Here is a 14206-nt window from a genome sequence, read left to right as displayed (position 1 = left end):
TTTATTGGTTTTTATCGGTTTTAAATTTCCAAAGCTTCGTTTGGTAAAATTTTATAAAGAAAGTTATTCAATAATATGGCCCTATAATGGAATAACTAAGATGTTTATTAAATCCTATACTCATTAGTCATACTCTAATAAAAGTTCCTTGTTATCTTCTTCAATACTCGTTTACAAAAGGCATTAAAATGTACAGCGAACTTGCCATTAGGTACGTTCGTTCTAACATGCATTTCCCCTCCCTTCTCAACTCAAATGTGGGTGATGATTTCCCCTTCCATAACCTCAACAAGATTTTTTATAAAATGCCAAATTCGAAGAGTATTAAAAAAATAAAAACCCAACTGAATATCAAGGCAGTTGAGTTTAGAAATTACTTTTTAATTCATTAAAGTCGATGGTGCTTCATAATTTTTTTATTTAGGTAGAAAGAACATCTGATAAAAATAAATGCGAGTATAACGAATAATCCACCAATCCAGCTTAAATTTTCTATATTAGTATATTGAATAATGATTCCTCCTAATACAGAGCCCAGCATCATTCCCACATTCATTAAGGCGGTATTAAAACTGAGAACTGTTTCAGAGGATTGTGGTTTTAGTGAAATCAGATAAAACTGCTTTGCTGGTGTCGTTGTCCAAGTTGCTATTCCCCAAAAAGCTAGTGTGACAAATACACCCACTGCCCTATACTGTGTAAATGTTAGTACAAATAAAGAGATGATATGAACACATAAACTTAATGATATTGTTCGATTAGGTCCCCATCTGTCTACCGCATATCCTCCAAAGCGTGAACCAATAAAAGCAAAAGTGCCTAAAATAAATAAAGCGATACTTGTCATTTCAATAGAAAAGCCAGCAGTATGACTTAATAATGGAGCAATGTAGGCAAACACCATAGTATATCCTAATATCCAAAAGATCGTTGTCATTAAACCTGTAACGACTCGTTTATCTTTAATAATTTGCACCTGTTGTTTAAATGGCAACGGTTGGTTCCCTTCTATATATGGTAATAATTTGTAAAGTCCTATCAATAAAAAAAATGTGCCAAACGCAATGATTAAGAAAATATAGTGCCAATCAAAATGTCCAGCTAAAAATGTACCGATAGGCACTCCAAGTACTAATGAAACAGTGAAACCAGTAATGACTGTTGCCATAGCACTACCTCTTTTTTCTGGAACTGCAATTTGCGCAGCATAATTGGTGGCAACTACAATGTATAATCCTCCACTCATCGCCATAATGACTCTGGATAACATAAGAAAGACAAAATTATAGCTAAAAAATGCAACTAGATTTCCTAGAATAAATATAGAGATAGCATATAAAAGCACTTTTTTACGGTTCAATTTAGACGTTAGTATGACCAAAATCAAAGCTCCAATGGCATAAGATAAAGAATAAATCGTAATCAACTGGCCAGCTATTGAAATTGAAACATCTAATTCAAAAGAAATCAGTTCTAAAATTCCAGAAACAACAAACTCTGCTGTTCCTGTTACAAAAGCTCCTAAAGCTAAAAGTATGATGATTAGTTGATTTATATTATTTTTCAATTTGTACATCTCCTTATATTTGAACTGCTGTTTTTATTTTAGGTCCCATGTTAATATAAGTAAAATTGATGTTTTTAATAAAGGAGATGAGTAATTACTCATGACTATTGTGCGCTACGAAATCATTGCAAAAGTAGTCGAGCTAGGAAGCTTTACAGAAACTGCTGAAATATTAAATATGACTCAATCAGCCGTGAGTCATGCAGTTGCAAGTTTAGAATCTGAATGGGGAGTTACTTTATTAATTCGAGATCGAAAAAAGGGAATAACACTTACAGAAATAGGGCAAAAAATTCTGCCGAATATTAGAGAAATATTGAAAAGAGTGGAAGTCATTAATCAAGAAATTGCACTTATGACAAGCTTGGAAACAGGTATTATTCGTATCGGCACTTTTGCGAGTGCTTCTTCTTGCTTATTGCCTAAATTACTTGTGAAATTCCGGAAAAAACATCCTAAAATAGAATTTAAATTTTACGAAGGAACCTATGAGGAAATTACAGAATGGTTGGGTTCAGGCATTATTGACATTGGATTTGTAGTAAAAGGAAAATCAAATCCAAATTTCGATTTAGTTCCTTTAATTAAAGACAAGATGGTAGTTGCTTATCACCCTGATCATCAATTCCATTTTAAAGAAACAGTAGAAATGAATGATTTAATGGATGAATCCTTTATTATGCCAACAGGGATGTACCAATCACATGTTGAGGAATTATTTGCAGAAGCGCAAATTAAACCATCTATTCTTTTTGAAGTACACGACTGTACAACCATCGCTAATATGGTACAAGAAGGACTTGGCATTACGATAGGTCCAGAATTATATTTAAAGACACAGCAAAACATAAAAATCAGCAAACTAAATATTGAAAACAGCCGTGAAGTAGCACTTGCCTGTCATTCTATTGCAAATGCTTCTCCTGCAGTTAAGGAATTTCTCCATGTGGCAAAAAGTGTTTTTAAGTGAACATTTGCAGCGATTACGTTTCAAAATAGAGCTTCCTTTATTCATGTAACTCATGATAAAAGGGAAGAAAAAAGGGATTTGTATAGCCTTTTAGATTTTTTAAAAACACCTAACAAGTGTAATGGAACGTCCCCAATCGTTGTTTTGGAGCCTTTCGTTAAAAAATGTTTTTAATAATAGGGCCCTTTTCATGAAGAAAGACACTTTCCTTATTTTGATCTGCACCCCAAATGTTAGACAAGACTTTAACATTTGGGGTGCAGATCAATTTCAGAAAAGCGCCCGATTGTTGAAGATACTAAATTATAAACCTTCATTTGAGGAAGTAAAATTGAATGAATAGGTTTAATTCTTTGCATGTTCCGTTTAAAGACGAATAGAGCCATATTGATGTCGTCCTTCAAAAAGAAACGCAATTATACTTTCATAATAAGGTATAAATTTTTTTAGTTCGATTAGCTTTAAAATTTCCTCTTTAGAAGCCCACTTCACTGCTTGTACCTCTTCTGTTTGTAACGTCAATTCATTCAAATTAAAATCATAATCAATGAGATAATAATCATCAAATCCACGTTCAAAATTAATAGTAAATTGTGGACGCATTTTTTCAAAGTTATAATGTATCCCTAACTCTTCTAATAACTCTCTTGAAGCAGCTTGCTGACTTGTGTCGCCTGCAATAGCACTACCACCACAAGTAATATCCCAAAGATTCGACCATCCTTTCTTAAAAGGCTGACGCTGCTGAATAAGCATTTCTCCCTTTGAATTAAATATACAAACGTGTACTACTAAATGAAACTCGTCTGATGCCATGTCATCTCCACGAGTTATTTGTTTCGCTATTTTATTGCGATGTTTATCATATAAATCCCACTTTTCCATTGTTAAACTCCTTATGGATTTTTATTTTAGCTAGCCTTTTATTATACCGTAAAACAAGTTGGCAAAAGTGAATTTTAAGAAAATTTCAACTTTAATTTGTATATTTGTTTGACTAAATTGTTCCCAAGGTCTCATTTGGTAACATCCATTAAAAGATTGTTTTTGAACAATTTGGCCCTATTCATGAAGAAAGACCCTCTCCTTATTCAAGGAAAGCGCCCTTTAATTGAATAAAAAATATTTACAACTCATTTCTTTATGTAATTTACAACGTCATTAATATAACTATCGATAGGTTCGCCAGTATTTACAACCAAGCACTGATAATCAGCGGGTCTTTTACTATTGACTAATGTATATTTAAAATTCTCTTCGGAAGTTACCTCACTTATTTGACTTATCATTCTTTCTCGATTTTTCAATCTAAAATTAATCTCTTGAAAATCATCAAGGTAGCACTCAATATATTTGTACTTCACATTATATTTTTTAGACATAGCAATTCCTCGATCTACCATTTCTTGATAAAGGCAAGGGCTATCAAATACTACATTTTGTCCTTGTGATAAGTAAAATTCAATTAAAGACCAATCAATATTATATGAAATCTTACCAGTTAATTTTGATTCGATTTGAATTTCTTCTGTTGACTGTAATAAAGCAGATTTTACAATATCGTGGTCTATTATGACTGCTCCTGTACGCTCAGCAATTTGACGAGAAAGTGTAAACTTTCCAGACCCAGGAAAGCCAGACATTTGAACAAAAAACATGTTAATCCCTCACTTCTTCTACTATAAATAAAGTATCTATGGCAATAACGAAAAACTCTTATTAAATAACCAAGTTGTTCTCAAGAACTACCCCTAAATTTTAACATAAATATACAATTCTCTTTAGAGGCAGTTATTCAACTAAATGGCCCTTTTCATGAAAAAGGACACTCTCCTATTCAAGGAAAGCGCCCGATTGTGGAAGATTATAACCATAATTCGTGTTAAACTAAAGCAGCCCGTTAGTTGAAGAACTAATTTTACGCATAACTCCCTTATAATTGTTGTATGGTACTATATTATTCCGCATGTTCTTTCATTAATTTATCAAGTGCTTTACCATAAGCATCTTTGTTTTCCTTACTTAACTCATAAAGTGCGTTTTTCCAATTATCTCCATCCACACCTGATAAATGTGGAGTACTTTTTAGTACAACTTCTTGCATATTCGGCTTATCCTCTTTACTAGCGTCTTTAATAAACTTTATTGCTTTTCTTGCATCTGTTACCCCTACTTGTATGTCTTTGTGAATGTCTTTGTATTTATCAGGAACTTTTACATATTCCATATTGTCTAAAATCTTATCCATCTTGTTTGCTGTTTTTAAAATATCTTTTTCTTTTTCTTTGTCTTCCATAGCTTTCATCGAGTTTACTATGAATAAATCCTTCATGTATTGAAACTCTACTAATTGTTCACAAATATAATAGGGATACTGTTTCTCTGATATTACTGTTTTCATTGTTGATTTGCTTAACTGCTCAGTCTTAGGAGTAGACTCTTTATTTTCTACCGCACAACCTACTAATAATAGAATAGGTATTGCTAATGATACGAGTTTCGTTGCTTTCATTATATATCCTCCTTTTAGAAAGTATTGTAATTCTACATGAGTGTCTTGATTGAATGAAAGTTTTTTAAAAGTATTTACTGTATAAATCTTGTCTTAGCTTTCCGCTTAGTTGAGCGTATATCTTTGTAGTCTCACTCTTTTCATGACCCAGTAAACTTTGAATGACATCAATTGGCGCACCGTTATTAATCATATGTGTTGCATAGCTGTGTCGTAATTGATGCGGATGTATACTCTTTTATACTAGCACGATTTGATATGCGCTTGATAATATATCTTAAATTATCAATGCTCATTCGCCTTTTCGGCCGTCTATCCGTAATAAACAAACAAGGTTCTTTATCCTCTCGTTCATCTAAATACCTTTTTAACCAAATAGAACAGCGGGTATTAAAGTACACCTCCCTTTCTTTATCACCTTTCCCTTGTACAATTACTGAATTCGATTGAAAATCGATATCTTCTCGATTTAATTTTACAATTTCACCAATACGGCAGCCGGTTGAATACATAAACTCAAATAGTGCTTTCTCCATCGTTGTTTGACAAGCTTCCCTTAGATGTTCTATCTCTAATTCTGAGAGAAATTTAGGAATCCTTTTACCTAATTTCGGCTCTTTTAATTTAGCTGCAGGATTTTTTAGAGTATAACCTTCTTCATGTGACCATCTAAATAATGATTTAACACAACGAATCCTATGTCCTAAACTGGAAGGCTTTAAGTGGTCTCCTGATCGTATTAAATATTCCTTTAATCTATCTGTATTAAATTCGTTCATATCAATATCACCAAAAAATCGTAATAATAGATTGTATTGAAAACAATATGTTTTTAATGTAAGCGATGAATATCCCTCGATTTTTTTATCCTGTTGATACCTTTTCCATGCTTCGCGATAATAACATGTGTCTTTCACTCTCCTACCTATAAATCTATTAATTCTAAATTCTATTATGTTCAATGAAAGATTTTTTCATACAAGGATATTCAACAACCTAAAAAATAGTGATAGTTTTGAACTCTAATTAATCTAAAAGGCACTTTCCATTTTTCCAGGAAAGCGCCCGATTGCTGAATATCAAAACGGTGATTTGTCTTTTGCTTTTTAAAGTAAGCATACCGTTTTGCAACAAGGAATTATTTCCTTTTCTCATAGATTCCTTTTACGAATTGTTCCTTATAATCTGTGTATTCATTGATCCCACCATTTTTCTCTTCAACAAATTCATTTTCAGTTCCAATAGGAAGTTTATTCGACGTTTCATCTTTTATTAATACCTAAAAAAGAAATCTATTGTTCCTCTTCATATTTTTCAAAAACCAAATCGTTTGCTTTAATTTGACCATATGACCCACTACTTTTAGGAATAGCAGCAACAAATCTCCAGCCTTCTTTACTATACTTATCGATTAATTCCCTATGACTCTCCATTATAAATAAACCAGAAACCTTTGCTTCTACATACATATATTTATACATTTTTATACACCTCATATATTATGTTATTTTGCAAAATCAATATTGTTAATAAACTTTATACGAACCTAAAGAGTAAAAGTTTCTAACTGATTATTAAACTAACCTGCCCCGTTAGTTTAGATACTTTTCTTCACAATCTCTAAGTCCAATTTAATTGTTATATTTTATTCAATTAAATGGCCCTATAATGAGATCGAGCGCTGATCCTTATTACAGAATCGCGCCCTTTAAAAGAAAAATACGCGTTCCTAAATAAACACGCCCGATTGTGGAAGATTGGGCATACTATATAAATTTCTGAACGGCTGTAAGTAGAATTAATTCGAAAAAGTTTCTCCTTTGTCCAAATCCAAAGTGTTATTATTAATTATAACAATATGGCTATTCTTCCACTCCACATCTACCTTGTGTATACGGTTTTCATGATAAATCCTTTTTTTAAACCAAAGAGGTCCATTTATAATTCCTGTAACACTAATTGAGGTAGCTGCTCCACCGTTCAATGTGTAAAAGTCTATTTTAGTTTTATTATCAGGTGATTGTGTTGTTTCAATATGCTCTCTCGCAATTGTATTTACTGCCACTCCTAGTAAAAATGCTATCGACAGGGGTATTATAATTAGCACCGTTAACCAGCTTCTCCATCTTGTTCGTTTACTACTTTTATCTTTAAATCCTATAATACCTATAATAAAAACGACAATGGAAAGTAACCAAAGTGTCAAAGCATCTGGTGCCAATTGCCAAGTTCGGTTATATGATGCATAAAGCGCTTGAAAAGAAAGTCCTAATAATATCAAACATAAAATGAATGACCATAAATCATATTTTCTATCCAATTCGAATTGCCTCCCTTTTTCAAGTTAGACAGAAATTGTAATTAAATAGTTCCCCAAGCTTGTTTGGTAACTTCCCTTAACAGATTGTTATTCAACAATATGGCCCTTTAATATAGGAAGGCCCATTCTTTATTAAAGAAATGCGCCCGATTGTGGAAGACCGTTCTTTATTCATGAGGTATAAATTTAATTGATTTTACTTGATACATTTTATCTTTGTATATATAGATGATTTGAATATCCCTATATATCCTCCTACAGGAGAGATTTGTCCTCCGAGCTTTGCAACAAGTTGATTGTTTTTTATTTCAAAGTTGATAAGATTACCAAAGTATATCTCATCAAATAAATTTCCAGGTTGGATACCCAAAGGTTTAATATCAACTGTATATTTCTTGTCACCAATACTAACACTTGCCTTGTTTGGTGTTAACTCGGTCTTTACGTTTTTTAATAATATCGCTAATGGTTCATCAACAGGTACTTCAACTGGTATCTGACTCTGTGTTTTATCTGATTTTCGCGGTTGTGTTTGAAAAACATGAACTTCGCGTTCTAAAACACCCGTGCCAATATCTTTAGTCAAAATTATAACTAGCTCTTTCTTTCCATCTTGACTGATATCCTCGTAGATAATTTCAGGAGACCAAGTAGGACTTGTTGTGTTTATCCAATAAGGTTTTGAAAGGATACTACCTTGAAAATCAATTTTAAAATTTGTATATAATCCATATCCATTTAGCTTTTTTGCATAAATGGAAACGCCCACTTTATCAGACCTAGCAATTTCATCATAGTCATTTGTCGTAGCTATCGCCTTCGATAAAACAGTAAAAAGAGAGATAGCAATCATTAAAATAAGAATTTTTTTCATATGAAAACACCTCATTTTAGTGTTCTCGGAATTTTACTGACTATTCTACCGATTTGCCAAGTTAATGGAGGTAAAACCTTCCAAACCCTGGTTTGATAACATAATGTAATTGAAAATGATTTTATTCAACAATCTGGCCCTTTTCATGAAGAAAGACGCTTTCCTTATTACGGAAAAGCGCCCGATTATTGAAGATCGTTATTCAACTCAAGCACTCCGTTAGTTGAACAAGAAATGCTCCCCAAACGAAGTTTTGTTACCTAACTTTGATTTTGGGAACGTTTTTTTGTTTATTGATGTATGCGTTATAAATCCATGTTACACTAAAGTATCCCGTTAGTTTAAATACTAACCTACCATTCTTAGGGACATGGTTAGTTGCATAAGGAAACTTATTCTTCTTCAACTTTGAGATTTTTATAAAAGCTATCAACTATTGGATAAATATCAGGCTCTGTATAATAGTAATAGTCATTTACATAATTTTCTGTAAATATAAAAGTCATTTGTTCATCTTCATAAAGGGTAATGGAATAAAGGAATCCAGCTCTATCTTCTTGATTTTCTTCAGGTATAAATTGTACATCCTTGATTTCACTCAAAAACTCATCAATTACTTTTTTATCTGTTGTGATTTTTGAATAACCTGTACCTCCATCTTGTACTTGAATTTTAGTAACATCTTCAAGGTCGTTTTTATAAAATTCCGTAAGTGTTTTCGTTTCTAATCCACAGCCTGTTAAAAGAAAAATAAATAAAAATAAAGCTAACATTATTTTTTGAGTATACATTTCAACACCTCCGTATCAAAATCGCTATACTTTTAAATTAATTAAAGTATAACCTTCCCAAAGCGAGATTTGGGGACTTTTTGCTCTTAACGTTGTAAATCCAAATGAACAACAATAAGTAATTATTTTTTATTTTTTAGTTCTAAAAGTATAGGTGTTATATTTAGTAAAATAGAAACAATTGTCAGAAACCATAACGCCTTTTCCATAGAAGGTGCAACATCCAATAAAGCCGTCCAATCTTCAACTTTTACCCAATTAGATACAAGGCTATGTTCTGCACAGAGTGTCAGTGCTGTAAATGATAACCCGGTTGTCATCGCAAGTTTATAATCTTTACCTGTTGTATACATATAAAGATTTATAAAAGTTGCTACTATAGCAATAAGACCTAATATTAACCACAAAATGACACCTCCCTTTTTCAATATAGACATAAATTGTAATTAAATTGTTCCCAAACCCTCACTTGGCAATATTTAGCGAAAATTTGTTATTCAACAATCTGGCCCTTTCCATGAAGAAAGACGCTTTCCTATTTCAGAAAAGCGCCCGATTGATGAACAACGAAAGTGTGAAGTAGATAAGAAAGCTATAAACAAATTATCATATATTCCAATTAATTAATAATCCAGCATATGCCAAACCACCACCGAAGCCATACAATAACATCTTGTTACCATTTTTGATTTTCCCTTCAAGTATACCCTTATCTAGTGATAATGGGATTGTAGCCGACGAAGTATTACCGTAATCAACTAAGCTATATAATGTTTTTTCTATCGGGAAATCAGCTTTTTCACATATTGATTCAATCATTCTTAAATTTGCACTATGAGGTACAAACCAATCAACATCACTTAAAGGGATAGATGCATTTTTCATAACAGTTTGCATACCTTTAGGAACAGTAGTAACAGCCCATTTGTAAACCTCGCGTCCATTTTGAACGATTTTATCACTATTAATTAAATCCTCTTCAAACATACGATTTGATAAATTGGAACAATATAAGCTTTTTCCTTTTTCCCCCTCTGAACCCAAATGTGAGGATAGAAAACTTGGTTTTTTTTCGTCGAACTCTACAAGTACTGCTCCTCCACCATCTCCAAATAAAATACAGGTAGATCTATCCTCATAATCAGTAACTTTAGATAGAGTTTCTGCTCCAATAACAAGAATTTTCTTGTGTAAACCAGAAGTAATTAATCCATTTGCTACATGCAATCCATAAGTAAACCCTGCACAAGCAGCGTTTAAATCAATAGTTCCAGAATTTTTAATACCTAGCTTTGCTTGGACTAATGAAGACACGCTTGGAGTTTTGAAATCAGGAGTTAATGTACAGACGATAATCATATCGACGTCATCTACTGATTTATCGTATCGTTCCATTAAATTTCTTACGGCTTTATAACTTAAATCACTTGTAAATTCTTCTTCATTTGTTATTCTTCGTTCTTTAATACCAGTACGTTTAACAATCCATTCATCGTTTGTTTCAACTAATTTTTCTAAATCGTAATTTGTTAACCTTCTTTCAGGTACATATGAACCTATGGCAGTAATACGAGCTTTAGATACGGACATAAAAAAACCACCTTATTTAGAAATTTTTACTCCTTTATTTTATCACTTATTACTAGCACTAGGTACTAATAATGGGTAAAAAAATTTTTTTTACCGGATGCACAGTTAATTCAATAAACCTTACTCCATTAAATGGCCCGATAGTTGAACAAAAAAATCCTGCATATCAACAAAGGAATTTTAATCAAACTATATTATAAATGTTAATCTTTGTTTTAAATAATCGAGCTTTGTTATAAATGATCAATCTTTTTTATAAAATTGTATATGACAAATAAAGTTTGAAATATATTCCTTATAAATTGTAAGTTCAAGCCATAAGGAATTTTGAAGGAATAAAAGAAAGATGGAAACGAAGCGTAATGAATACTACATACAATTTAAAACTAGATTATAACTTTTTGTAGCTTTATAAAGATTGATTAAAAAATATCCCTCATTCCTTATCAAAAATTACATTTTAAAAAATGATTGATAAAATGTAGTTAGTTACTCTTTTTAGATTAAGTATAAGATTTTTTAAAAAAAGTTCGATCATTTTCCTGTTATTTTGTCCGCCCGACTAAGGTAGGTTAACTCCTACCTTAGTTTAAAATTATTCATTTCCAATCTTAGATTTCCATTCTTAGTCTTAGTGAGTGATAAACCAGATTACTCAGACATAATAAAAAGACTCCACAATAAATGAATTCTTTTTATTATTATTATATTTTTTAGATTGCATTATATAATACCTATGAGAATGCTGATAATTAAAAATGGGATATAAAAATTCAACTGAAGCGATAACAAAATATAAATACTGGCAGACAATAATAAAAATTTGGCTGATTATCAATAAATTATTCACTTTCCTTGCATTTTTCATGTTTATGGACATGTTAAATTATAATCGTATGTATTGATGCAAAGCACTCAATACATTAGTTATCTTCCCTTCGAATCTTTTCTTTTCAATAAATAAAAAGAACCCGCTTCAAATACCATGCCATGTTTAAAAGCCCATGTCATAATGGTTTCTTGAAGCGGGTTCTTCCCGTTATTTAAATTAAGTTACTACAATTTCATCAATTATTACAATATTGCTTCTTAGTCTATTTTTGAACAAAAGGAGCTTTAGCTAGATACTTCATGTTGCAATATTTGAGTGTTTCGTTTCAATCTAACTACTTTTTTTATGTCATTACATGGATGAGAAGAGTAACTGTACGGAAATTGACAAATTTTAATAGAATTAAAGATTTTTATAAAATAACATGTTATTTTTAATAGAAAATAAGTCCAAAAAATAAGATAAATATCCGATTAAGGACTATATAACCAACCATATTGAAACAATTTGTTTTTATTAACCATTACAATTTAACTATATATACAGACTTTGAATAATTATTAATATATTGCTATCATACTAGTTGCTTTCTAATTCCAACAAAAGGAGACTAGTTATATGAATACTAAATTCACAAAATTAAGCAAAAAAGGATTAAGTGCTACCATTTTAGCTGCTGGAATCATAGGTATTTCAATGGCGCCAAATGCATATGCTCATGGGTTTGTTGAAAAACCGGCTAGCAGAGCTGCTTTATGTACTCAAAATTATGGGGCACTTAACTTAATGTGTGGAAACGTTATGTACGAGCCACAAAGTCTAGAGGCACCTAAAGGATTTCCACAAAGTGGACCTGCTGATGGTAAAATTGCATCTGCTGGAGGCCTATTTGGTGGTATCCTTGATCAACAAACTGCAGATCGCTGGTTTAAAAATACGATTACAGGAGGATTAAATACTTTTACATGGAAATATACTGCCCCCCATTTAACAAGTAAATGGCATTATTATATTACAAAAAGTGGTTGGAATCCTAATAAACCATTAACTCGGGCTGATCTTGAACTGATTGGTACTGTTGAACATAATGGTTCTGCCGCATCGAATAATTTAACTCATACAATTAACGTCCCAACTGATCGTAGTGGGTACCACATTATTCTAGCTGTTTGGGATGTAGCTGATACTTCAAATGCCTTCTATAGTGCAATTGATGTTAATTTGGTGAATAATGGAGACGTAGATAAAGAAGCTCCAACTCAACCAGATGGATTACTTACAACAAAAATTACTTCAAACAGTGCTGAACTAAAATGGAATCCCTCTACAGACAATGTGGGTGTAAAAGAATATCAGGTATTACGAGATGGTAAAGTAGTTGGCGTGGTACCAGGAACAACATTCACAGATAAAAATTTAAAAGCGAGTACAAAATATACATATACAGTAAAAGCAGTAGATGCTGCTGGAAATGTTTCTAATGAAAGTGAATCGACAGTTGTAGAGACAATGCATACGGTTCCAGATACAGAAACACCAACGCAACCGACTGCACTACACACAATGGGTGTAACATCTTCTAGTGTAGACTTAATGTGGAGTGCATCAGAGGATAATGTAGCAGTTGACCATTATGTTATATATAAAGGGACACAAGTTGAACCTATGACTGTTGTTGGGACATCAAAAACTACATCATTTATGGACAAGAATCTCCAAGCAAATACAACATATAAGTATGCCGTAACTTCTGTAGATACAGCTGGAAATGAATCCGTTAAAAGTACAATTTTAACTGTAACAACAAAAGACCTCGGAGCTTCTTATGAACAATGGAATCCGTTTAAGGCGTATACAAAAGGAGATAAGGTAGAATACCAAGGAAAGAATTATGAAGCTGTTCAAAGCTATCAAGGATACGGAGATCCAAATTGGATCAACGCGTTGTCTTTATGGATAGAAATACAATAAAATGTAAGTGTAGTAAACAAATTATTATTACGGTCTTGCCGAATATCTAAGTCCCAATCTTTATAAACACTAAAAAGAGCTGTACATAAACGTACAGCTCCTTCTATTGTATTCTCTTGTGCTCACGGCAGAAAGTAAAGCGAATTGCGCACAATATTGTCCAGCATTTCACGATCCGCAGTTACAGTGGTCACTGTAATTCCGTGCATAACATTAACCAGGTATTGGGCCAGGGCTTTTATATTCCAGGTTTCCATTGATTTTATTTTAAAACCCTATATTGCTTACAAAGGGAATAAAATAAAAAGTTTTACATACTTCATCTAAAGAGTGGAAAATCTAAAAAAGACGCATTTTGTTCTAGACTCTCCATCACTACTTTTTACAACTGTCGCGACTGGAGCGGAATTTCAGCATACGGCCCCGTTAGCTTAAAACGAGCATTTTAAAATTTTAAACCTTTTTAGAGTAACGCCCCTCAAGAAATAGGCTAAACATAAAACTCCTGTTAAATAATAACTAAAATTACAATTTTAAAATGTAAAGAAAAATGTTAAAATAATATGAATAAAATAATTAAGTAGGTGAAGATAACTATGGATAGCAAATATAAATTATTAGGACTTTTATGTATTCTTATTCCTATTTTATCTACAATATATATTCTGTTTAACAGTAATATTTTAATACCAAAGGGTTACGATTTAGCAATTGATGGATATGTAATATCCAGGAATTTAATGATTATTTTTTTATTATATTCACTATCAAAATTAGGA

12 protein-coding genes and 1 pseudogene are annotated in these 14206 nt (G+C 32.0%); 2 read left to right on the top strand and 11 right to left on the bottom strand.

Annotation, left to right across the window (positions count from 1 at the left end; all coding sequences use genetic code 11):
- Positions 1-388: 388 nt before the first annotated feature.
- Positions 389-1576, bottom strand: a complete 1188-nt coding sequence (locus OU989_RS05465) for an MFS transporter (RefSeq protein ID WP_274796111.1) — start codon at positions 1574-1576, stop codon at positions 389-391.
- Between the two features lie 91 nt (positions 1577-1667).
- Here OU989_RS05465 and OU989_RS05460 point away from each other — a divergent pair, with 91 nt between their 5' ends.
- Positions 1668-2537: a LysR family transcriptional regulator gene (locus tag OU989_RS05460; protein ID WP_274796110.1), complete on the top strand. Its 870-nt coding sequence runs from the start codon at positions 1668-1670 to the stop codon at positions 2535-2537.
- A gap of 366 nt (positions 2538-2903) precedes the next feature.
- Here the strand turns inward: OU989_RS05460 and OU989_RS05455 are convergent, their stop codons facing one another.
- The 10 genes and pseudogenes from OU989_RS05455 to OU989_RS05410 form a co-directional block, all read right to left on the bottom strand.
- Positions 2904-3422, bottom strand: coding sequence for an NUDIX hydrolase (locus OU989_RS05455; RefSeq protein WP_274796109.1), 519 nt, complete (start codon positions 3420-3422; stop codon positions 2904-2906).
- A 248-nt stretch (positions 3423-3670) separates the two neighbouring features.
- Positions 3671-4195: a P-loop nucleotide/nucleoside kinase family protein gene (locus OU989_RS05450; protein WP_274796107.1), complete on the bottom strand. Its 525-nt coding sequence runs from the start codon at positions 4193-4195 to the stop codon at positions 3671-3673.
- A 299-nt stretch (positions 4196-4494) separates the two neighbouring features.
- Entirely contained in the window at positions 4495-5049 is a 555-nt protein-coding gene (locus tag OU989_RS05445; RefSeq protein ID WP_274796106.1) for a hypothetical protein, read from the bottom strand.
- A gap of 64 nt (positions 5050-5113) precedes the next feature.
- Positions 5114-5828 (bottom strand): annotated as a pseudogene (locus OU989_RS05440) (tyrosine-type recombinase/integrase).
- A 513-nt stretch (positions 5829-6341) separates the two neighbouring features.
- Positions 6342-6530: a DUF4177 domain-containing protein gene (locus OU989_RS05435; RefSeq protein ID WP_274796105.1), complete on the bottom strand. Its 189-nt coding sequence runs from the start codon at positions 6528-6530 to the stop codon at positions 6342-6344.
- 317 nt (positions 6531-6847) lie between these two features.
- Positions 6848-7369: a DUF5412 family protein gene (locus OU989_RS05430; RefSeq protein WP_274796104.1), complete on the bottom strand. Its 522-nt coding sequence runs from the start codon at positions 7367-7369 to the stop codon at positions 6848-6850.
- Between the two features lie 196 nt (positions 7370-7565).
- Positions 7566-8243, bottom strand: a complete 678-nt coding sequence (locus OU989_RS05425; RefSeq protein ID WP_274796103.1) for a hypothetical protein — start codon at positions 8241-8243, stop codon at positions 7566-7568.
- A gap of 392 nt (positions 8244-8635) precedes the next feature.
- A complete protein-coding gene (locus OU989_RS05420; RefSeq protein ID WP_269897391.1) occupies positions 8636-9034 on the bottom strand; it encodes a hypothetical protein in 399 nt (132 codons plus the stop codon).
- 122 nt (positions 9035-9156) lie between these two features.
- A complete protein-coding gene (locus OU989_RS05415) occupies positions 9157-9441 on the bottom strand; it encodes a hypothetical protein (protein WP_274796102.1) in 285 nt (94 codons plus the stop codon).
- A gap of 199 nt (positions 9442-9640) precedes the next feature.
- On the bottom strand, positions 9641-10624 hold the full coding sequence (locus tag OU989_RS05410; protein ID WP_274796101.1) for a ketoacyl-ACP synthase III: 984 nt from the start codon (positions 10622-10624) through the stop codon (positions 9641-9643).
- Positions 10625-12074: 1450 nt separating this feature from the next.
- Between OU989_RS05410 and OU989_RS05405 the strand changes: the two genes are divergently transcribed.
- Positions 12075-13427 carry a lytic polysaccharide monooxygenase gene (locus OU989_RS05405; RefSeq protein WP_274796100.1) on the top strand — a complete coding sequence of 451 codons (1353 nt, stop codon included), beginning with the start codon at positions 12075-12077 and terminating at the stop codon, positions 13425-13427.
- Positions 13428-14206 lie beyond the last annotated feature (779 nt).

The sequence above is a fragment of the Lysinibacillus irui genome, from assembly GCF_028877475.1.
GTDB lineage: Bacteria > Bacillota > Bacilli > Bacillales_A > Planococcaceae > Lysinibacillus > Lysinibacillus irui.
The sequence above is the reverse complement of the archived record's forward strand: the minus strand, read 5'-3'. Positions and strand labels throughout refer to the sequence as shown.